15 protein-coding genes are annotated in these 20,434 nt (G+C 74.4%); 6 read left to right on the top strand and 9 right to left on the bottom strand.

The window, feature by feature from the left end:
* Positions 1 to 457 precede the first annotated feature (457 nt).
* From ACFC1F_RS17050 to ACFC1F_RS17040, 3 genes are all read left to right on the top strand, one after another.
* Positions 458 to 2,674, top strand: a complete 2,217-nt coding sequence (locus tag ACFC1F_RS17050; RefSeq protein ID WP_376159104.1) for a PAS domain S-box protein — start codon at positions 458 to 460, stop codon at positions 2,672 to 2,674.
* A gap of 663 nt (positions 2,675 to 3,337) precedes the next feature.
* A complete protein-coding gene (locus ACFC1F_RS17045; RefSeq protein WP_376159100.1) occupies positions 3,338 to 4,882 on the top strand; it encodes an FMN-binding glutamate synthase family protein in 1,545 nt (514 codons plus the stop codon).
* 340 nt (positions 4,883 to 5,222) lie between these two features.
* Positions 5,223 to 7,001 (top strand): carbohydrate binding domain-containing protein, encoded by a 1,779-nt coding sequence (locus ACFC1F_RS17040; RefSeq protein ID WP_376159098.1) that lies wholly within the window; start codon positions 5,223 to 5,225, stop codon positions 6,999 to 7,001.
* A 158-nt stretch (positions 7,002 to 7,159) separates the two neighbouring features.
* Here ACFC1F_RS17040 and ACFC1F_RS17035 read toward each other — a convergent pair whose 3' ends face one another.
* The 7 genes from ACFC1F_RS17035 to ACFC1F_RS17005 all read right to left on the bottom strand — a co-directional run bounded on the left by ACFC1F_RS17035 (position 7,160) and on the right by ACFC1F_RS17005 (position 14,626).
* Positions 7,160 to 7,993, bottom strand: coding sequence for a PIG-L family deacetylase (locus ACFC1F_RS17035; RefSeq protein ID WP_376159096.1), 834 nt, complete (start codon positions 7,991 to 7,993; stop codon positions 7,160 to 7,162).
* Between the two features lie 149 nt (positions 7,994 to 8,142).
* Complete coding sequence (gene lanL, locus ACFC1F_RS17030; RefSeq protein ID WP_376159094.1) at positions 8,143 to 10,713, bottom strand: class IV lanthionine synthetase LanL; 2,571 nt, start codon at positions 10,711 to 10,713, stop codon at positions 8,143 to 8,145.
* Between the two features lie 70 nt (positions 10,714 to 10,783).
* Positions 10,784 to 10,945 carry an SflA family class IV lanthipeptide gene (locus ACFC1F_RS17025; protein ID WP_174315602.1) on the bottom strand — a complete coding sequence of 54 codons (162 nt, stop codon included), beginning with the start codon at positions 10,943 to 10,945 and terminating at the stop codon, positions 10,784 to 10,786.
* Positions 10,946 to 11,327: 382 nt separating this feature from the next.
* Entirely contained in the window at positions 11,328 to 11,801 is a 474-nt protein-coding gene (locus ACFC1F_RS17020) for an SsgA family sporulation/cell division regulator (protein WP_209409857.1), read from the bottom strand.
* Positions 11,798 to 12,040 carry a hypothetical protein gene (locus ACFC1F_RS17015; protein ID WP_209409855.1) on the bottom strand — a complete coding sequence of 81 codons (243 nt, stop codon included), beginning with the start codon at positions 12,038 to 12,040 and terminating at the stop codon, positions 11,798 to 11,800. Before ACFC1F_RS17015 ends, ACFC1F_RS17020 begins: the two co-directional genes overlap by 4 nt.
* A 199-nt stretch (positions 12,041 to 12,239) precedes the next feature.
* On the bottom strand, positions 12,240 to 13,454 hold the full coding sequence (locus tag ACFC1F_RS17010) for a chitinase (RefSeq protein WP_376159092.1): 1,215 nt from the start codon (positions 13,452 to 13,454) through the stop codon (positions 12,240 to 12,242).
* 296 nt (positions 13,455 to 13,750) lie between these two features.
* Positions 13,751 to 14,626 carry a LysR substrate-binding domain-containing protein gene (locus tag ACFC1F_RS17005; RefSeq protein ID WP_376159090.1) on the bottom strand — a complete coding sequence of 292 codons (876 nt, stop codon included), beginning with the start codon at positions 14,624 to 14,626 and terminating at the stop codon, positions 13,751 to 13,753.
* Positions 14,627 to 14,832: 206 nt separating this feature from the next.
* Here ACFC1F_RS17005 and ACFC1F_RS17000 point away from each other — a divergent pair, with 206 nt between their 5' ends.
* Genes ACFC1F_RS17000 through ACFC1F_RS16990 form a run of 3 tightly spaced genes read left to right on the top strand, consistent with a single transcriptional unit; the run spans position 14,833 to position 17,822 of the window.
* A complete protein-coding gene (locus ACFC1F_RS17000) occupies positions 14,833 to 15,816 on the top strand; it encodes a DMT family transporter (RefSeq protein WP_376159088.1) in 984 nt (327 codons plus the stop codon).
* A gap of 9 nt (positions 15,817 to 15,825) precedes the next feature.
* Positions 15,826 to 17,178 carry a sensor histidine kinase gene (locus ACFC1F_RS16995; RefSeq protein WP_376159086.1) on the top strand — a complete coding sequence of 451 codons (1,353 nt, stop codon included), beginning with the start codon at positions 15,826 to 15,828 and terminating at the stop codon, positions 17,176 to 17,178.
* Positions 17,166 to 17,822, top strand: a complete 657-nt coding sequence (locus tag ACFC1F_RS16990) for a response regulator (RefSeq protein WP_376159084.1) — start codon at positions 17,166 to 17,168, stop codon at positions 17,820 to 17,822. Before ACFC1F_RS16995 ends, ACFC1F_RS16990 begins: the two co-directional genes overlap by 13 nt.
* Here the strand turns inward: ACFC1F_RS16990 and ACFC1F_RS16985 are convergent.
* Entirely contained in the window at positions 17,804 to 19,072 is a 1,269-nt protein-coding gene (locus tag ACFC1F_RS16985) for a glycosyltransferase family 4 protein (protein ID WP_376159082.1), read from the bottom strand. The two genes, ACFC1F_RS16990 and ACFC1F_RS16985, sit on opposite strands and share 19 nt — an antisense overlap.
* On the bottom strand, positions 19,018 to 20,346 hold the full coding sequence (locus ACFC1F_RS16980) for a hypothetical protein (RefSeq protein ID WP_376159102.1): 1,329 nt from the start codon (positions 20,344 to 20,346) through the stop codon (positions 19,018 to 19,020). The genes ACFC1F_RS16985 and ACFC1F_RS16980 overlap by 55 nt, the downstream gene beginning before the upstream one ends.
* Positions 20,347 to 20,434 lie beyond the last annotated feature (88 nt).

Genomic DNA, 20,434 nt, shown 5'->3' with positions numbered 1-20,434 from the left:
CGGCCCACCCCAATTCACAACATCACACCCCGCGCCTTAGTAGCCCGGGGGGGCGGCGGGGCCCCCGGCGGGCGCCCACCCGCCCGCCCCCCGGCCCCGCAGGACCGGACGAGTGCCCGGACACCGCTGAACCGCCGCGTGCCGGTGTCTCGTCCGCTACCGCCCTGACGCGCTTCCGGCGTGCCGGCGTCCCTCGGGGCGCCGGCATCCGAGGTCGGCGTCCAAGCCCGAGGCAGATGGTCATTTTTGGTCTTCTTTTAGGAGTATTCAAATGTCAGCGGCCAATTGCGGACATAGGTAGGCGCCCGGAGCCCTGATGCGCTGGGGTGGAGCACCACCACCGGTACGGCAAGGCAAGGGAGCGGGCGTGGGCGACGAGGTGGGCCGGAGACCGGGCAAGGACACGACTGCCGGCCAGGGGACGGGCTGCCGGGGTGTCACGGCGGGCGCGGGGACGATGGAGGAACGCTTCCGGGCGTTGTTGGAGGCGGCGCCGGACGCGATGGTGATCGCGGACGATGCGGGGGCGATCACGCTGGTCAACGCGCAGACGGAGGCGTTGTTCGGGTATCCGCGTGAGGAACTGCTGGGGCGTCCGGTGGAGTTGCTGGTGCCGATGCGGTTCCGGGGTCAGCATCACCGGCATCGCGACGAGTACGCGGCGAACCGGCAGGTGCGTCCGATGGGGGCGGGGCTGGAGCTGCACGGGTTGCGCAAGGACGGCACGGAGTTCCCGGTCGAGATCAGTCTCAGCCCGCTGGAGACCGCGGACGGTCTGCTCTTCTCCGCCGCCGTGCGCGACGTCAGCGACCGCAAGGCCGCCGAAGCCCGCTTCCGGGCGTTGCTGGAGGCGGCCCCGGACGCGATGGTGATCGCGGACGATGCGGGGGTGATCACGCTGGTCAACGCGCAGACGGAGGCGTTGTTCGGGTATCCGCGTGAGGAACTGCTGGGGCGTCCGGTGGAGTTGCTGGTGCCGATGCGGTTCCGGGGTCAGCATCACCGGCATCGCGACGAGTACGCGGCGAACCGGCAGGTGCGTCCGATGGGGGCGGGGCTGGAGCTGCACGGGTTGCGCAAGGACGGCACGGAGTTCCCGGTCGAGATCAGTCTCAGCCCGCTGGAGACCGCGGACGGTCTGCTCTTCTCCGCCGCCGTGCGCGACGTCAGCGACCGCAAGGCCGCCGAAGCCCGCATCAACGAGCTCGCCGCGCTGGTCGAGTCCTCCCAGGACGCCATCCTCGCCAAGACCCTCGACGGCCGCATCACCTACTGGAACGCCGCCGCCCACTCGCTCTACGGCTACACGGCCGCCGAGGCGCTCGGCCGCCATGTGGCCATGCTGGCCCCGCCCGAGCACCGGGAGGAGATCACGGCGCTGCTGAAGCGACTGGGGGACGGCGAGAAGGTCGAGCACTTCGAGACTCTGCGGGTCACCCGCACCGGCCGGCTGATCGACGTGGACGTGACGCTGTGGCCCACCCGGACCGCCGACGGCACGGTGACCGGTGCCTGCGCCATCGTCCGCGACATCAGCGACCGAAAACGAGCGGAGGCGGAACTCACCGCCCTGTACGAACAGCAACGGCACATCGCCCTCACCCTGCAACGCAGCCTGATGGGCACCCCACCCGCCATCCCGGGACTGGCCACCGCCAGCCGCTACCTGCCCGCCACCCAGGGCGCCGGGGTCGGCGGCGACTGGTTCGACCTCATCCCCCTGGGCGCCGGCCGCGTCGGCGTCCTGATCGGAGACGTCATGGGCCGCGGGCTGGAGGCGGCCGCCGTCATGGGGCAGCTGCGCTCCGCCGCCCACGCACTGGCCAAGACCGGCATGGAACCCCGCCGGCTGATGCAGGCCCTGGACGCGACCGTCACCGATCTCGAGCTGCCCGACCAGCTGGTCACCTGCTGCTACCTCGTCATCGCCCCGGACGCCGGCGAGGTCACGATCTGCTCGGCCGGGCACCTGCCCGTCCTCCTCGCCGTCCCCGGCGAGACCATCCGGGCGCTGCCGGCCCCGGTGAGCGCCCCGCTCGGCGTCGGCGGCATTCCCCACCAGCAGGCCTGTCTGGCCGTACCGCCCGGCGCCACCCTGCTGCTCTACACCGACGGCCTGGTCGAGACCCCCGGCGGCGACATCGAGGCCCAGATCACCGAGTTGGCCGCGACCGTCGACCGCGCCTTCACCGGCGACGGCGGGTTGGAGGCCGTCGCCGACCACGTCCTCTCCGCCGTGCTGCCCGACAGCGACGGCCACAACGACGACGTCACCCTCCTCCTGCTGCAGCTTCCCGCCGCCCCGCTGGCCACCGCCACCACCGACCTGCCCACCGTTCCCTCCTCCGTCGGCGAGGCCCGCGCCTTCCTCACCAAGACGCTCACCGCCTGGGGCTGCGCCGAGCGAACCGACGACGCCTGCCTGTTGCTGTCCGAGATCCTCACCAACTCCGTCCAGCACGGCCGGGGGCCCATCGACCTGCTGCTGCGCCGCACCAGCACCGAGCTCACCGTCGAGATCGGCGACCGCAGCTCCCAGCTGCCCCACCCCCGCCTCGCCACCAGCGAGGAGGAGTCCGGCCGGGGGCTCATCATCGTCGACGCCCTGGCCGACGGCTGGGGGGTCCGCCCAAGCGGCAGCGGCAAGACCATCTGGTTCACCGTCCGGCTCTGAGCGGCCCGCCGGAGGCGCTCCCGTGGCCGCCCTGCGGCCGAGACGGCGAACCGTTCCTGCTTCGGTTCGCCACCAGCGCCCCGAGTGGGGATGCCGGCCTGGTGCTGCGTCATGCGGTTTTCCCCCGGGGGCGGTGGCTGCGGTGGCCGCCCGGCTCCGGCCGGGTCAACGGCTGAGGTGGCCTCGCGGGTTTCACCGTTCCGCGCGGAGACTTCCCGGAAGAGAAAGGCGGGGCCCACGGTGCCCGCGTCCTGGGCAGCCGCGGCATGGGCAATCCGGGATACGCCCGGATCTCGGACAGGCACCCCTTCCCGGAGCTCATGCTCTACCCGTACGACCTGGCGGGCCGGGTCGCCCTCACCGACGGCGCCTGGCCGACCCCGGTGCCGTCGGCGGCCGTCACGACGGTGACCACCCGCGGACCGCCGGGGGCCTCGTCGCCGCGCACCGGCCGGGCGCCCCATCGTCACCCGCCGTCGCGAAGCCGGCTCCGGACCGGACCGGACCCTGGCCGCACACCCGTTCGCGTGGCCTCTTAACATCGTTTGGCATTCTTCGACGGACGTCGCCGCCCGCTCGGCCGTGTGCCCGCCGTCCAACACCCCACACGACACGACGACTTCACCGCACGGTGACGGGGTCGTGCATCGAGGAGGAACGTCCATGCAAGCCCGGAAGATCGGCGCGGCCGCCGCAACAGCGGTGGCGCTCCTGGCAGCCCGTGACCTCGTCCAGAAGCGGCACGCGCTGCTCAGGAACTTCCCGGTGGTCGGGCACGCCCGGTACCTGTTGGAGACGATCGGGCCGGAGCTGCGGCAGTACATCGTGACCTCCAACGAGGAGGAGCGCCCGTTCAGCCGTGACCAGCGCACGTGGATCTACGCGTCGGCGAAGGAGGAGAACAACTACTTCGGGTTCGGGACCGAGGTCGACGTCGAGCACGTACAGGGCCACGCCTACCTGAAGCAGCGCACGTTCGCCGGCAACCTGCCCGACGCGCACGACCCGCAGGCCCCACTGCCGTCGGCCAAGGTGCTGGGCGGGCCGCGCGGGCGCGCCAAGGCGTTCCGGCCGGCGAGCGTGGTGAACATCTCGGCGATGAGCTTCGGGTCGCTCTCCGGGGCGGCCATCACGGCGCTCAACAAGGGTGCGGCGCTGGCGGGCACGATGCACAACACGGGCGAGGGCGGCCTCTCGCCGTACCACCGCAACGGCGGCGACCTCGTCCTCCAGCTCGGCACGGCGTACTTCGGCTGCCGCAACGAGGACGGCACGTTCAACCTCGACAAGCTCAAGGACGTGGTCGCCGGCGCTCCGGTCAAGGCGATAGAGATCAAGCTCTCCCAGGGCGCCAAGCCGGGGTTGGGCGGGATGCTGCCGGGCGCGAAGGTGACCCCGGAGATCGCCGGGATCCGCGGCATCCCGGTCGGCGAGGACTGCGCCTCCCCGTCGCGGCACACCGCGTTCGGCGACGTCGACTCGATGCTCGACTTCGTCGAGCTGATCGCCACCGAGACCGGCCTGCCGGTCGGGGTCAAGAGCGCGGTGGGGGAGACGGGCTTCTGGCAGGAGCTGGCCGCGCTGATGGCGAGGGGTGACCGCGGGGTCGACTTCGTGACGGTCGACGGCGGCGAGGGCGGCACCGGGGCGGCGCCGCGGATGTTCGCCGACTCGGTGTCGCTGCCGTTCCGGATGGGCTTCTCCCGGGTCTACGGCACCTTCGCCGAGCTGGGACTGACCGACGACCTGACCTTCATCGGCTCCGGCAAGCTCGGCCTGCCCGAGAACGCCGCGGTCGCCTTCGCCCTGGGGGTCGACATGATCAACGTGGCCCGTGAGGCGATGCTGTCGATCGGCTGCATCCAGGCGCAGAAGTGCCACACCGACAAGTGCCCCACCGGCATCGCGACCCAGAACCCGTGGCTGGCCCGCGGCATCGACCCGGCCTCGAAGGCCGACCGGGCGGCTGCGTACCTGCGCACCCTGCGCAAGGAGTTGATGAAGGTCTCGTCGGCCGTCGGCGTCGCCCACCCCTCGCTCATCACGCCCGACGACATCGAGATCATGAACGGCGACTACGAGGCCCGCACCCTGGCCGGCGTCTACGGCTACAAGGACGGCTGGGGCGAGCTCGGCCCGCACCTCGCCGACGAGATCACGGCACTTCTCACCACCGGGCCGGCCCCCGTCCGGAAGCCGGCCGTCTGACGCGAAGGCGGGGGCGAAGGCCGCCCGTCCGATGCGAAGGCCGGGGCGACCCCTCGTCGTCCCGGCCCCGCGCCACGAAGGGGTCGGGCCACGGAGTCCGGGGCCAGGGAGGCGCGCCAGTGGTGAGGAGTCAGCGGCCTTCCCGTACGCGGAACTTGCGCGGACCGTCCTTGCCGGAATGAGCCGTACTCCCGGAATTGGTCCAGACCTATTGACGGGCCCTGCCGCCCCTCCTACGATCCGGTCCGGCACAGCCCCACATGTCCCCCACCTCACCCAGAGCCGGGCGCCACGCCCACGCCGGTCATGTCCATGGCGCTCGGCGGGAAGGGAGCACAGCATGTTCCGTCGGAGATCGCGCACTCCGCGCCTGTCGGGCCACCACCGCCCCTGTCCGGATCCCGGCCGCCTCGAAGGCGACCTGACCGGGAGCGAGCCGCCCCGGGCCGCCCTCCCGCACCGGGCGACCGTGGAGCGCGCGCCGCAGGTGAACCGGACCAGCCGCGCCACGAGCGGACCGACCGTCCTGAAGCGCTCCCTCGCCGGGGTGAGCGCCGCCGCCGTCATCGGTGCCGGCATCGCCGTGGCCGGCACCGTCACGGCCGGGGCCGCCACCACCAACCTGGTGGCCAACCCCGGGTTCGAGAACGGACTCTCCGACTGGACCTGCTCCGGCGGCTCCGGTGCGGCGGTGAGCAGCCCGGTCCACTCCGGCGCCTCCGCGCTCAGGGCCACGCCGACCGGCCTGGACAACGCCCAGTGCGCCCAGACCATCAGCGTGCAGCCCAACTCCCAGTACACGCTGAGCGCCTACGTCCAGGGCAGCTACGTCTACCTGGGCGCCACCGGCTCCGGCATCACCAGTGCCCCGTCCACCTGGACGCCGAGCAGCCCGTTGTACGGCCAGCTCAGCGTCGGCTTCACCACCGGGGCGAGCACCACCTCGGTGACGGTCTACCTGCACGGCTGGTACGGACAGCCCGCGTACTACGCGGACGACGTGTCGCTCACGGGCCCCGGCGGCAGCACCCCCACGCCGACCGCCACCACGCCCACCACCGCCCCGCCGACCACGACGCCGCCGACCACCACCCCGCCCACGACCACTCCGCCGACCACGGCGCCGCCGACCACCACCCCGCCGACCACGACGCCGCCGGGGGACACCTGCCCCACGAAGCCCAGGCCGTCGGGCAAGGTCCTGCAGGGGTACTGGGAGAACTGGGACGGCGCCGCGAACGGCGTCCACCCCGGCATGGGCTGGGTCCCCATCACGGACAGCCGGATCGCCGCCCACGGCTACAACGTCATCAACGCCGCCTTCCCGGTGATCCTCTCGGACGGCACCGTCCTGTGGCAGGACGGCATGGACGCCGGCGTCAAGGTCTCGACGCCCGCCGAGATGTGCCAGGCCAAGGCGGCCGGGGCGACGCTCCTGATGTCGATCGGCGGCGCCGCCGCGGGCATCGACCTGAGCTCCAGCACCGTCGCCGACAAGTTCGTGGCGACCGTCGTCCCGATCCTCAAGAAGTACAACTTCGACGGCATCGACATCGACATCGAGACCGGCCTGTCCGGGAGCGGCAACATCAACACGCTGTCGGCCTCCCAGTCCAACCTGATCCGCATCATCGACGGCGTCCTCGCCCAGATGCCGGCCGGCTTCGGCCTCACCATGGCCCCCGAGACCGCCTACGTCACCGGCGGAAGCGTCACCTACGGGTCGATCTGGGGCGCCTACCTGCCGATCATCAAGAAGTACGTCGACAACGGCCGCCTGTGGTGGCTGAACATGCAGTACTACAACGGCAGCATGTACGGCTGCTCCGGTGACTCCTACCAGGCCGGTACCGTCCAGGGCTTCACCGCGCAGACCACCTGCCTGAACAACGGCCTCACCATCCAGGGCACCACGATCAAGGTGCCGTACGACAAGCAGGTGCCCGGTCTGCCGGCCCAGCCCGGTGCGGGCGGCGGCTACATGGCGCCGAGCCTGGTCGGCCAGTCGTGGAACGCCTTCGGTGGTGCACTGAAGGGGCTCATGACGTGGTCGGCCAACTGGGACGGCTCGAAGGGCTGGACCTTCGGCGACAACGTCAGGTCCCTCCAGGGCCGTTGATCCCCCGTTGAGGTCCGGTGAGGTCCGCTCAGGTTCGCGGAGGACCGCTGGGTCCGCTGGGTCCGCTGAGGTCCGTTGACCCCGAGGGCCCGGACCGTCTGCACCGCCGCCGTCCACGGCCCCGGCCGCCGCGGACGGCGGCCGGGGCCGTGCCGGGATCAGCGCAGTCCGGCGAAGAGGTCGTTCTCGGGTACGGCCACGCCGGTGGTGTCCGCGACGCGCACGAAGGTCTCCACGCCCATGAGCTCGGTGAACCTCTCCTTGCCCATCTTCAGGAAGAAGATGTTCTCCCCCTGGCTGGCGTGCGCGGCCAGCGCGTCGAACTTCTGGCCGCCGAACTCGGTGGTGTCCACCCAGGTGGTGATCTCCTCGTCGGGGAGTCCGATCTCGGGCATCGCGGCGGCCTCCGCCGGATCCGGCTCCTCCCAGTCCGCGCCGAACTCGCGCATGACCTCCCCGAACCGCTGCATCATCGAGCGCGGCGCCGTCGTCCAGTACACCTTCGGCGACATCCCGGTCATCTCCAGCGCCGCCATCGTGATGCGGTTCGCCTGGATGTGGTCGGGGTGGCCGTAGAACCCGTTCTCGTCGTAGGTCACCACCACGTCGGGCCGGTAGTGGCGCATGAGTTCGGCGAGACGGGCCGCGCCCTCCTCCACGGGCGTCCGCCAGAAGGACCCGGGGGCGTCGTTGGCCGGCCAGCCCATCATCCCGGAGTCGGCGTACTCCAGCAGCTCCAGGTGGCCGACGTTCAGCACCTCGCAGCTCGCCTTGAGTTCCTGACGACGCATGGCGGCGACGGCCGCCGGATCGTGTCCGGGCTCGCCCGGCTTGACGCCCCCGGGTCCGTCACCGCAGGCGCCGTCGGTACACGTGACGAGGACCGTGCGGACGCCCTCCGCGGCGTACCGCGCGAGGACACCCCCGGTTCCGGTGGCTTCGTCATCGGGGTGGGCGTGCACCGCCATCAGCGTCAAGGGCCGGTCAACCATGAATGCCATCCTCCGGTCTGAAAAAGTGCTCGGTCCGAGTCTGCGGCACATGGGCAGACTGCCGCCCGCATTATCGGATGACCAGAGAACTTGCGCCGCCCCGTGCGCGTGCCCGGGGGCGCCGACGGCTTCCCGGCGCCCGGAGGCGGTCAGTCGACGAGGCCGAGCCGCGGCCCGCCGCGGTCGTGCAGTCGCCGGAAGAAGGCGAGCACGCCGGCGGAGCCGCCGGCCCAGGTGGCGCTCGACCGGGCCAGTCCGGCGTCCGGGAACACCGGACGGGACGGGGTGCCGCCGCTGCGGCTCAGGATGATCGCGGCGACGGTCTCGGCGGCGTTCCAGAACTCCTCGGACCCCGATGCCCGGGCGACGTCCACCATCAGGTCGCCCACGCCGGCCAGGCCGCAGCACTGGTTGACCAGGGGCATGCGCGGCGCCAGCGCGGCGCAGGTGCGCGCGGCCCGCTGGGCGAGGACGAGGTGCGAGGGTTCGCCGAGGCGGTCGGCGGCCCGGACGAGCACCGCCCCGATCCCGGCCAGGCCCCGGCACCACGAGCCGTAGCGGCGCGTCGCCCCCGGGCCGGCCGCCGCGGCGATGATGCCCGGTGTGACGGCGGCGAGGTCCGCGCAGGCCCGCCGGGCCCGGTGGAGGGCGGCCGGGTCGCCGGTCGCGCCCGCGTACTCGACCAGGAAGTACGCGACACCCGCGTCGCCGTGCGCGAGTCCCTCGCGCAGGGCGGCGCTGCCGATCCCGTCGGCGCCCGCCGGCGTCAGCCGGGCCCTGCCGGAGGCCAGCATCCGGTCGCACTCGGCGGCGACGGCGAGGTGCCGGTCGGCGAGCCGGCTGTCACCGCCGGCGAAGGCCTGCCGGGCGAGGAGCAGCCGGCCGATGCCGATTCCGGCGACGCCCTCGATCAGGTCCGCCTCCGGCGGTCCGCCGTCCGGTCCGCGGGTGGGAAGGCCCGGGGCGTCCGGCAGGTCCGGGTGGTCCGGGTGCGCTCCGGGCCCCGCCGGGGCCGGGGCCGCCCCCGCCTCGGCGAGGAAGAGCCCGACGCCGGTACGGCCGGAGTAGAAGCCCGGTGACAGGTTCCTGGACTGGCCGGCCGTCCACTGCGCCAGGGCGTCCACGGTTTCCCGCACCCCGGGCCGGTGGAGGTGGTGCAGGAGCTCCAGGCCGAGCCCCGAGCTCCCGCCGTAGACGTCCACCGGCGTCGGGATGGTCGCGCGGGCGGAGAGCACGGGGTCCGCGATCCTGCGGGCCTCGTCGACGCAGAACGCGGCCGTGTGCTCGATGACCTCCTCGGCCAGGCCGTCGTCGAAGCGGAGCCGTCCGGGGCCCCGGGACGGTCGGGACAGCCCGGACCCCCCTGACATCCCTGACACCGCCGCCGCCGCGGGTACCCCGGACACTGCCGCGGGCACTCCGGGCGCGGCGGCCCGGAGCCGGTCGGCGCCGGCGGTCCGCACGGCCGGATCGAAGCTCATCAGCTCGGCGATCCCCGCCCGGATCCACCGGTGGTCGTCGCCGGGCAGCGCCCAGGCCAGGCAGTCGAGCGTGCGGTCCCGGTTGACGGCGTCGTCGGCGTCGACGATCACCGGTTCCATCCCGGTGGCGGCGAAGCAGAGCGTGGCGCCGAGGGCGTAGTAGTCGTCGGCGGCCTCGGCCGTGCCGCCGGCCCCGCGGCGGACCGGGCCGCTGTAGCCGGGGGTCGAGCCGTCCGGGCCGGCGCCGTCCAGTGCGCTGATCCCGAAGTCGATCACCTGGCACCGGTCCGTGGCGTCGAGCACCACGTTGCCGGGCTTGAGATCGCGGACGACCACGCCCCGGAGGTGGATGCCGTCCAGGACGCGGAGGAGCTGGGCGGCCAGGTCGGGCACCGTGCGCGACGGCCGGGCCGGGTCGGGCCGGTACGGGCCGTTCTCCTGGACCTCCCGCCGCAGGTCCCGGCCGCCGCAGCTGGTCATCACCAGGTACTCGTCCGAGCGGTGCCGGAAGTAGTCGAGCGCGCGGGGCACGCCGGGGACGGCGTCGAGCGCGGCCAGGACCGTGCGCTCGTTGCGCAGCCGGTCGCGGGTGTCAGCCCCGGACTCGTCCTCGGCCACGAAGGCCCGTGCCTGCTTGACGACCACCGGCTGCCCGGTGACCAGGTCGACCGCGCGGTAGACGTTGCCCTGCGGCTTGCGCACGATGCCGCCGGTGACCTGGTAGCGTCCACCGCCGAACCCGGCGGAGGAGCGCGGCCCGGCGTCGTGCCCGGGCCGGTTCTCGAACGGATCCTCGGCCCACGGCGGGCAGCGGTACGAACCGCCGGCCAGGCCGTCGTACGCCCGGCCGTCCGGGCCCACCATGACCGACTCCAGCCGCCCGCTCCGGCCGGTCCGGTAGTCGCCCGTGAAGGGCCCGTAGCGGTAGTAGACGGGGGCGGCCGGATCGACCCGCCGGTCGCTGACGATCTGCGGGCCCTCCCGGCCGCGCAGTACGGCGACGAGTTCGTCGGCGAGCCCGACGAGGACGCCGGGTGCCGGGTATACCGTCATCGCCTTCCCGACGGCACCCGCGCTCGACACGCCGGAGTTGATCTCGCGCAGGGTCCCCGGGCTCCGGGCCCACTTCGCGTGGCAGACGTGACGCGACAGCACCGGCAGGACGAGGCCGGTCACGGCCTCCAGGTCGCCGGGCCGGGCCGAGACGTGCAGCTTCCAACCGTGGTCCATCGCCGGCATCCGCGGATCGTTCAGGTACGACCAGGTGTCATCGGACCATCCGCTTCGGCCGGCGATGGACTCGGTCACGTCAGAGGTCGCAGGCGAAGCGGGTGGTGGCGGTCACCCACGGGTCGGCGAGACACGCCGTGGCGTCGTGGTCGCTGCGGTCGTCGTCCTCGAACAGGATGAACTCGTCGTCGACCACCAGCGGTCCCGCGTCGCGGATCTCGTTGATCACGGCAGTGGGCATGTGACGCCTCCAGGTCTTGTCGTGCGTCCTGCGGCGGCGCGGGTCGCGGCCGCCGCGGACCTCCGGGCCCGATGGGGCCGGAGTCCTGATCCACGAAGGTAGGTAGGAATGATTGGTCTGACAAGGGGTCAGAACGCGTCAACTTCACAGGGTGAGCACATCCGTGGAGGAACGGTGTGCCCGTTTCCGTCGTCGACCGTCCGTCATCGTCAGGGCCGATGGCGGACGATGACGGAGGTCGGCGCGTAGGCGGCCGCCGCCGGAGCGGGCGCCCGGGCAGCGGCCCAGGGCGGGCGCAGGGGTCGTCCCGGCCGGACGGCGGGCCGGACCCGGAAGGCCCCCGCGGCCTCCGGGGCGGCGGCCGGCGGCCGGGTGCGGGCGGTCACCGGTCCGGCTCCGGGGGTCGTTCCTCCAGCAGCCGGTGGAGGAGTCCGTCCAGGTCGAGGTGCCCGGGCTCCGAGCCGAAGGGCACGATCCGCTCGGTGGCGGCGAGGAAGGCTCTGACCGAGGCGGCCTCCGCACGGAGCACGACCGTGCCGTTCTCGCCACCCAGTGCGATGAAGAGGGTCTGCGCGGTGGCGCCCGTGCCCGGGTGGACGGAGACGTCGCCCGTGCCGGCCCGGGCGTCCATGCCCGCCGCCAGCAGGTCGCGGGCGAACATCCAGGTGATCGGCTCGTCCAGGTCGGTGTGGTTGTCCAGGTACACCGCGTACGGCTCCGCGGGGTCGTAGCGCAGGCAGGCGGCGACCGAGACGGTGATGCCGGGGCAGACGACGGCCCGGAGTTCCAGCGGCACGGCGCAGGACCCGGCGGGCGTGCGCTGGGAGGGGACGCGCGGGGTCTCCGGGCAGGTCATGCGTCCTCCCCGGGGTGCAGGGCGACGGCGGTGCGGCCGTGGCGGAAGAGCTGCGGGGGTTCGGTCAGGTGGCGCCACTCCTGGTCGGGCCGGCCGGGCACCATCCGTCCGGCGTCGAGCCAGAGCAGGGCGAGCCGGGCGAAGATCGGGGATTCGCGCAGGACCGCGTCGTGCAGGACCGCTTCATGCAGAATCGTTTCGTCAAGGGCGCTGCCGCTCGCCCGGAAGTCTGAACTCATACCGGGAACAACGAGCGGGGCCAGCTCCGGCAACACCTCCTTCGGGCGTTGTGCGGCAGTGGCCCGCTCCGGAGGCCGTGGCCCGGTCCGGCGGCGGCGGCCCGGTCCGGCGACGTGGCCCGTCCGGCGGGGGCGTGCAGAGGTGGGCCCGCACGCCGGCCCGCCGGTCGTGGCGTGCAGTGGGCGGGCCCACCCGGGCTCAGCAGGGGCCGTCGTCGGACCAGACGCCCCACTGCCCGCCGGCGGACGGGTTCTCGTTCAGCGTCCACCACTTGGCGTGGTACTTGTGGCCGCCGTACGACACCTTGGCGCCGCCGGTGTACGTGGTGGCGGCGCTCCACGCCGGATCGGTGCAGGCCCCGGGCGAGGAGCTGGTGGGCGGCGGGGTGGTCGGGGGAGTGGTGGGCGGGGTGGCCCCGGCGAACCGCACGGTGAACTTGGTGAAGTCCCAGTCGTTCTGCGCCACGCTGGAGCACGACCCGGAGAGCCCCGGGTCGACCGTCCCCGGGCACTGCCGGTCCCGGTTGACCGACCAGTAGGTGTACCGGGCCAGCTTGTGCGCGAGCGCGAAGTCCAGCACGGTCTGGAAGTCGGCCTGCCGGAAGTACTCCGCGGCGTCGGTCCGGCCGTTCATCAGCGAAACGCCCTCGTGTGCATAGGCGTTGGCCTCGGTCCAGCCGAAGGTGGTCTGCAGGATCCGGTTGAAGCTCACCAGGGCGTCGGTCTGTGCCGCCGCGCCGTTGAACCCGCCGTCGAACGGCATGATCGAGTAGTTGTCCGGCGTGAAGCCCTGCGACTTGGCCTCGTTGAGCATCTGCTGCCCGAACCACCCGGTGCCGGCGTTGGTCCCGGCCGTGGTGATCGAGACGTAGAGCCCGGGGTTGTCCCGCTGGAGGATCCGGGCCGCCCCGATCTCGTTGCGGATCGCGGCCGTGTTCTCGTACTCCGGCTCCTCCAGGTCGAAGTCGATCGCCTTCAGGCCGTACTTGGTGACCACCTTCTGGTAGCCGGCCGCCGTGGCCTCCGGGGTTCCGCAGGTCTGGCCCAGCTTGGTGCCGCCGTAGCCGCCGACCGAGACCGAGACGTCGCCGCCCTTGGCCCGGATCGTCTGGATCACCGCCGGCATGGCGGTGTCCGTGTCGATCGAGGAGGTGCCGCCCCAGGCCGGCGAGCACCCGCCCTTGTCCAGGATGAAGGCCAGCTGGAACGCCTTCTGCCCGGTCGCGTCCATCACCGCCGCCGCGTCCGGCGGGCTGTTGTCCTCGGGCATCAGGTAGGGCGCCGAGGCGTACCAGTTGCTGCCGAGCCCGGTGGCGGCCGACGCCGCGTCGACCGCGGCCACCGCCGACCCGCTCCCGGCGAGCGCCGCGAGCCCGCCGGCCACCAGCCCGAGCACACCGACTGCCGCGACCACGGCCCGCCGGTGCCTGCGCCGGTGCTGCGCCCCGGTTTGCCGCCCGGGCTGTTGTGCCAACTGCTGTGGGGGAAGAGCACGTTCCATGGGAGACCTCTCAAGGAAACGGCAGGGGAGGCCCACCCGCGCCAACAGTGGGGGAGACGCGTCGGGCCCCGGGGAGGCCGACGGCGACGCCGCGTCGCCGAAGACCTCCACTGGTATAGACCTGTCCCGAGGGGGCGTCAACCCCGAAACGGTCAAGTCGACTTCGCCGGGAAGGGCGGTGTGCGCCGGCCGCCCGGCGGACGGGTGGCTCAGCCCCCTGCCGAGCGGACGGCCGCCAGCAGCCCGTTCACCGCGGGGGACCAGGGCCGGCCGCCCGGTCCCGTGAGCGTCAGGGACCGGTGGACGGCGGGGCGGATCGGGACGAGGACGCAGTCGGCCGGCAGCATCGGCTGCGCCAGCGCGGGCATCACCGAGACCCCGACACCGGCGTGCACCATGCCGATCAGGGTGTTGAGGTCGCGGATCCGGTGCCGGGGCGCGAACCGGACGCCGGCCCGGCGGTAGGCCTCCCGGATGTGGCGCTCACACCCGCCCTCGGAGAGCAGGAAGTCGTCGTCCTCCAGGTCGGCCACGTCGACGGCCGGCTCCCCCGCGAGCGGGTGGTCACGGCGCAGCAGCGCGTGCATCGAGTCCGCGCCGAGCGCCACCGACCCGGGCGGCACCGGGTCGGCGTCCACCAGTACGGCGGCGTCCACCGTGCCCGCCTCCAGCCAGACGGCCAGCTCGTCGTCCTCGCCCTCGAAGACGCTGACGGTGAGGCGGGGGTGCGCCGCCCGCCAGTCGCGCAGGAGCCCGGGCAGCAGGCCCTGGCAGACGGTGGTCGGCGCGGCCAGCCGGACGGTGCCGGTCAGGCCGCCCGAGTGCCGGGTGGCGATGGTGCGCACGGCCGCCGCGGAGGCGACCGCCGTCCGGGCGTGCGGGAGGATCTGCTCGCCCAGCGGGGTCGGTCGGGCCGGCGCGGTGCGGTGCAGGACGGGCGCGCCGAGGGTGCGCTCCAGCGCGGCGACCGCGTGCGAGACGGCGGACTGGCTGATGCCGAGCTCCGCCGCGGCCGCGCCGAACCCGCCCGCGTCGGCCACCGCGATCAGCGCCCTGAGCTGGGCGAGATTGACCTCCGAGGCCATGAGACTTCCTCATCCGTGCGGCATCACCACTTGTTGGACTCATGCTCCGGCCTCGGGCGACCCTCTGTCCACGGGCACGCGGGTGTACGGCACACGGGTGCACGGCACACGGGTGCACGGCACACGGGCGTACGGGCACGAACGCTCGTCGTGCGAAGGCCCGTTCGTGCGAAGGCCCGCGTGGGCGAAGGCAGGAGAGAGGACGAGTGGTCGGGGTGCGGCGCTGGTGGCCGGGGTTCGTGGCACTGTCGGCGATCTGGGGTGCGAGCTTCGCGCTCATCAAGGTGGCCGTCGACGCGGGGGTGCCCCCGCTGTGGGTGGCGTGCTGGCGCTGCGTCCTCGGGGCGGCGGCGCTCTGGGCGATCCTCGCGCTGCGCCGCGAGCCCGCCCCGCGCGACCTCGCCACCTGGGGCCACTCGGCGGTGGCCGCACTGCTGCTCAACGCGGTGCCGTTCGCCCTCTTCTCCTACGGCGAGACCCGGGTCAGCTCGGTGCTGGCCGGGGTGGTGAACGCGACCACCCCGCTGTTCACGCTGGTCTTCGCGGTCCTCGTGGTGCCCGGGGAGCGGCGCCCGGGCCCGCGCCGCCTCGCCGGGCTCGGCCTGGGCTTCGCCGGGGTGCTGACCCTCCTCGGGGTGTGGCGCGGCCCCGGCCCGGGCGGGGTGACCGGCGGCCTCGCCTGCCTGGCCGCGACCTGCTGCTACGGCGCCGGCTTCGCCTACCTGCGCCGCCACCTCTCCGGACGCCCGCACTCGGCCACCGGCCTCTCCGCCGTGCAGATCGCCTGCGCCGCCGCCGAGTCGGCCCTGGTCGCCCCGTTCGCCGCCGGCGCCCCGCGCTGGCCGGGTGCGGGTCCGGCCGCCGCCCTGCTGGCCCTCGGCGCGCTCGGCACCGGCGTCGCCTACATCCTCAACCTCACCCTGGTCCGCACCGCCGGTACGGTCGTGGCCGCCGCCGTCACCTACGTCACTCCGCTCTGGTCGACCGCCCTCGGAGCCCTCCTGCTCGCCGAACCCGTCGGCTGGAACGCCCTCCTGGGCGGCCTGGCCGTGATCGCCGCCGTCGCCCTGACCCGGCAGCCGGTCGTGCCCGCGGCGTCGCCCGCGTCGACTGCCTCGACCGCGTCGACTGCCCCGACCGCGTCGCCTGCCCCGGCCGCTGCGCCGAAGGGCCGTCAGACGGTCGGTTAGGCTGGCCGGATGGGGGAGAACCGGTCGGACGAGGGACAGCAACCCGTCGCCGTCCGGGCGGCCCTGCGCGCGCGGCCGCTGCGCTTCCTCCGGTCGTCCACCCCCTGGCGCTGCTGGGCGCACGTGCTCAGCGGAGCGGTGCTCGGTCTCGTGCTGCTCGTCGTCCTGGTCGTGCTGTTGGCGGCGGGCCTCGCACTGTCCGTGGTCGGCGTCGGCCTGTTGGTGCTGCCGGCCGTCGCCGTCATCGGCCTGCCGGTCGGGGCCCTGGAACGCCGCCGGCTGCGGCTGGTCGAGCCGGTGCCCGTGCCCGATCCGCACCGCCCGCTGCCCGGGGCCGGCCGCCGGGCCCGTCTCCGCACCCGGCTGCGCGAGCGGGCCACCTGGCGCGAGCTCGGCTACACCGCCCTGTTCGCGCTGCCGCTGGCCGCCGCGGACCTCGGCCTCACCGCCCTGCTGGTCTTCTCCGCGGCGCTGGTCTGCTCCCCGGTCGTGGTCTGGGCGCTGGCCCCCGAGACGGTGATGCTGATCCCCGGACAGGCGGTCCCGGGCCCGGTGGAGGCCCTGCCCGCAACCGCCGTCGGCCTGGCCGGGCTGCTGCTCTGCGCCTACGCGGGCACGTTGCTGACCGTCGGCCGGGTCCGGCTGGTCCGCTTCCTGCTCGGCCCCCGGGACGAGGACCTCGGCCGGCAGGTCCTCGAACTCACCCGCTCCCGGGCCCGCCTGGTCGACGCCTTCGAGGCCGAGCGCCGCCGCATCGAACGCGACCTGCACGACGGCGCCCAGCAGCAGCTCGTCGCGCTCAGCATGACCCTCGGCCTGGCCGCGTACGAGTTGGGCGGGCACGGCGGGCACGGCAGGCACGACGGGGGCAGCGAGGGTGACGCCGCTGACGGCCGGGCGGCCGCGCTGGTCGAGCGGGCGCGCGACGAGGCCCGGCAGGCGCTGGAGCAGCTGCGCGGCCTGGTCCGGGGCATCCACCCGCAGGTGCTCACCGACCACGGGCTGGCCGCCGCCGTCACCGAAGTCGCGCTGCGCCACCCGATCCCGGTCGCGGTCGACATCGACCTGCCGGCGAGGCTGCCCGGCCCGGTCGAGACGACGGCGTACTTCACCGTCACCGAGGCGCTCACCAACGCCGCCAAGCACAGCGGGGCCGCCGCGATCACCGTCCGCGGCCGGGTCGAGGGCGGCCGGCTGGTGGTCCAGGTGACGGACGACGGCCGCGGCGGGGCCGACCCGGCCACCGGGGCCGGGCTGCAGGGGCTGGCCGACCGGGTGGCGATCCTGAGGGGAAGGCTGATGGTGACCAGTCCGATCGGCGGGCCGACCAGGCTGCGGGTGGAGGTGCCGTGCTCCGGATAGTCATCGCCGAGGACGCCGTGCTGCTCCGGGCCGGGCTGGTCGAACTGCTCACCCGCGGCGGGCACCGGGTGATCGCCGCCGTCGGCGACGCGACCGCGCTGGCCGCCGCGGTGGACGCGGACCGGCCGGACGTCGTCGTCACCGACGTCCGGATGCCGCCCGACTTCCACGACGAGGGCCTGCGCGCCGCCCTCGAACTGCGCGACCGGCACCCGGGGCTGCCCGTCCTGGTGCTCTCCCAGTACGTGGCCACCCCGTACGCGACCCGGCTGCTCGGCGCGGCCGGTGCGCAGTCGGCCGGGCTCGGCTACCTCCTCAAGGACCGGGTCGGCGAGGTCGCCGACTTCCTGGACGCGTTGCGGCGGGTGGCCGCCGGGCAGACCGTGATCGACCCGGACGTGGTCCGGGTGCTGCTCCGGCAGCAGTCGCCGCAGCGGCCGTTGGCCCGGCTGACCCCGCGCGAGCGGGAGGTGCTCGGGCTGATGGCGGAGGGGCTGAACAACCAGGCCATCGGCGGGCGGCTGAGCATCACGGAGGCCTCGGTGGTCAAGCACTGCGGCAACATCTTCATGAAGCTGGACCTCGACCCGGCGGCGGGCAACCGGCGGGTGCTGGCCGTCCTGGCTCACCTGCGCGGCGAGTAGGGCGCGCCGGCGGCCGTGCGGTCCGGTGCGGGACGTTCCGCGTCCGCGCGGTCCGCCCCCGGCTGGCCCGCCCCGGGGTGCTCCCCGTCCGCGCGGTCCGCCTCCCGGTGCTCCCCGTCCCGGTGGTCCGCCTCACGGTGGTCCGGGTCGAGCAGCCCGGCCAGCCGGCGGGCCGACGTCTCCCAGGACCACTCCTGCTGCACCCAGCGTCGTCCGGCCGCCCCCGTCCGGGCCCGCTCGGCGGCCGGCGCCCGCAGCAGCCGCCCGACCGCCGAGGCGACCACGGCGGGGCTGCGGCCGTCGACGACCGTGCCGGTGACCCCGTCGAGCACCGCGTCGGGCGCGCCGCCCGAGCGGCCCGCGACCACGGGCAGCCCGGCGGCCGCGGCCTCCAGGAAGACGATCCCGAGCCCCTCGGCCTCCAGCCCGGCCCGCCGGGTGCGGCAGGGCATGGCGAAGACGTCCGCCGCCGCGTAGTGGGCCGCCGTCGCGGCGTGCTCCCGGCCGCCGGCGAAGACCACCGACCCGGGTTCGGTGTGCTGCCGGGCCAGCGCGCGCAGCCGCCGCTCGTCCGGGCCGCGTCCGACCAGCACCAGGACGGTGCCGGGTGCGGCCCGCCGGATCAGCGGGAGCGCGCGGATCAGGACGTCCTGGCCCTTGCGCGGGACCAGCCGGGCGACGCAGAGGACCACCGGCCCGCCGGCGCGCGCACCGTCGCCGGACGGGCGGAACAGGCCGGTGTCGACGCCGGGCACGAGCCGCTCCAGCCGGGCCCGCGGTCCGAGCGCCGGGGCGATCCTGGCCCGGGTGTACTCGCCCAGGTAGGTGACCACGTCCACGCTGTCGCCGATCCGCCGCAACAGCCGGCGGGCGCCCGGGGTGCGCGCCCACCAGATCTCGTGGCCGTGCGTGGTGGCGACCGTCCGCCCGATCCCCGGGGCCTGACGCCGCAGGCCGGGTGTCATCGCGGCGAGCGGGGCGGCGGCACCGAACCAGACCCGGTCGCAGTCGTTCGCGCGGGCGATCTCGGCGGCCCGGCGGGTCACCCGGCGGGTCGGCAGCAGCATCCGGGACCGGTCGCGGACCACCGGGAAGGGAAGGCCGGCGTCGTACGCGGCCGCGCCCGGTTCGGCCGAGGTGTAGACGACGACCTCGCCGGCGGGCAGCCGGGTGGCCAGGGCGTGGACGAAGGTCTCTATGCCGCCCTGCCGGGGCGGGAAGTCATTGGTGACGACGAGTGTGCTGGCCATGGAGTCGGTGCAACCTCGGTTCGGCGGTCGGTTCGGCGGTCGGTTCGGCGGTCGGTTCGGCGGTCGGTGGAGTGGGGGAGGTGGGTGGAGTGAGGGGAGGTCGGTGGGGGGCCGAGGGCCGGCGCGGTCCGGGGGAGCGGCGCCGTACGGGGAGAGGGCCGGGGGACGGCGGGTACCCGGGCCCAGACGACGAGCACGAGCGGCAGGGCCAGGTAGCCGAACCGCCCGGCGGGTGCGAGCAGGAAGGCCAGGCAGAGCCCGAGCGCCAGCCGGTCGGCGGCGCCCGCGGCGTCCCGCGGCGGGTGCACCGCCAGTGAGCCGGCGACGGCCAGGCCGGCGAGCAGCAGCAGGCCGACGGCGGCGTACCAGCCGGCCGGGCCGAGGTCCGCAAGCAGTCGCCCCGGCAGCGGGCTGCCGGCCGGCGTCGGCAGCCCGCCGCGTCCGGTGGGGAAGGCGAACACCTGCCGCACCAGTGGACCGGGTGAGCGCAGCGCCACCGGCAGCACCAGGGCGGCCGTACCCGCCACCGCGACGGCCGTCCCGCGCAGCGCGGCCCGCCGGCCGACGGTGGCGGCCAGCAGCGCGGCCGTGACCGCGACCGCCGGCCAGGCCGTCCACTTGAGCGAGCAGGCCAGGGCGAGCGCGAGACCGGCCGCGCCCGGGCGGCCCCGGGCGGCGAGGGCGAGGGCCAGGCAGCAGAGACCGGTCATCGGCAGGTCGACCCCGCTGACGCAGAGCGGCAGCGCGACCAGCGGCGAGGCGGCCAGCAGGGCGAGCCCGCGCCGGTACGGACGGCCCGTGGCCCAGAGACAGCCGAGGAACACCGCGGCGCACCAGAGCCGGGCGTCGCCGAACAGCCGGGCCGGCCACCCGTCCGCCCCGAGCAGGGCACGCGGCAGGCCCAGCAGCGCCATGGCCGGCAGGTAGGGCGTGTAGTCGGTCACGGTCAGCGGCTCGGCCAGGTACGGCGAGCCGTGTTCCAGGAGCAGCGCGGCCGACCGTTCGATCACGATGACCTCGCTCTGCCCCTGCCCGGTGAGCGCCAGCCCGAGCAGCGGTACGACGACGGCGCCGGCCGCCGCGACCGCCACCGACACCGGCCGGGCCCGCCGCCAGGGCACCACGAGCACGGCAACGGCCGCCGCCAGATAGCCGGTTGCCGCGACGGCGCCCCAACTGCGGTGCGGCGCGAGCCCGGAGGCGAACGGGAACGCGCCCGCCCAGCCGGCTGCCGCGAGCCAGCCGGCGAACCACCCGGCTCGTCGGCCGAACAGGTCTGCGGGGTGGGTGAGTTGTCGGATGGTGGGCCGCCTGCCGGCCCGGTGGATCAGCACCCTTCCATTGCAGCGGCGCGGCCGGGCG

This window comes from Kitasatospora sp. NPDC056181, from assembly GCF_042266225.1.
GTDB lineage: Bacteria > Actinomycetota > Actinomycetes > Streptomycetales > Streptomycetaceae > Kitasatospora.
The sequence above is the reverse complement of the archived record's forward strand: the minus strand, read 5'-3'. Positions and strand labels throughout refer to the sequence as shown.